At 66.7% G+C, this 931-nt stretch carries 1 protein-coding gene; it reads left to right on the top strand.

Annotation, left to right across the window (positions count from 1 at the left end; genetic code table 11):
• On the top strand, window positions 1-924 hold a 924-nt coding region (locus ACLQ28_RS34435; protein WP_425690436.1), incomplete at its 5' end, for an IS30 family transposase.
• Between the last annotated feature and the right edge of the window lie 7 nt (window positions 925-931).

Raw genomic sequence — 931 nt, forward strand, 5'->3', positions numbered from 1 at the left:
GTGGCGGGGGTGGGCTACCCGAAGGGGTGGGGTGGGGTGTATCGGTGGAAGTACTGTCACCGAAACGCTCAGGGCAAGGCGGACGAGCGGGCGCGGCGTCCTCGTGAGGGGAAGTTGCGTCCGAGGTGGGGGCGGGCGTGGCCACCGTTGTGGCAGACGGTCAGGGATCGTCTGACGCAGCGGCATTCGCCGCAGCAGATCGCCCGGTCGTTGCGGCGGGAATTCCCCGACAGACCGGAGATGTGGGTGTCACACGAGACGATCTACCAGGCGATCTACTTCCAGGCCCGGGGTGGGATGCGTCAAGAACTGGCCCGGCAGGTCGCGTTGCGCTCGGGGCGGGCGCAGCGTCGGACGCAGTCGCGGCAGGCCAGCGCGGTGCGGGGCCGGCCGTGGGTGCGTGACTTTCACATCTCGACTCGCCCGGCCGAGGTCGAAGACCGGGCCGTGCCGGGGCACTGGGAAGGTGACCTGGTCATCGGTGCCCGAGGCTCCAGCGCGATCATCACCCTGGTCGAGCGCGCTACCCGGTATGTGATGCTCGGCGCTCTGCCCGAATCGCGGGTCAGTGAACAGGTCATCGACACCCTCACCGGACTGATGCGCCGCCTGCCGGCGGAGCTGCGTAAGACCCTGACCTGGGACCAGGGCATCGAAATGATCTACCACCCTGTCTTCACCCTGGCCACCGACTGCAAGGTCTACTTCTGCGACCCCCACTCACCGTGGCAACGCGGCAGCAACGAAAACACCAACGGCCTGCTACGCCAGTACTTCCCCCGCTCCAGCACCGACTTCCGCACCTGGACCCAGGACGACCTCGACGCCGTCGCCCGAGAACTCAACGGACGACCACGAAAAACCCTCGACTGGCATAATCCGGCCGAAGTACTCCACAAACACCTGGTTGCAACCGCCGCTTGAAACCGCC

Origin of the sequence: Micromonospora sp. DT201 (assembly GCF_049841575.1) — a bacterium.
Classification (GTDB): Bacteria; Actinomycetota; Actinomycetes; order Mycobacteriales; family Micromonosporaceae; genus Micromonospora.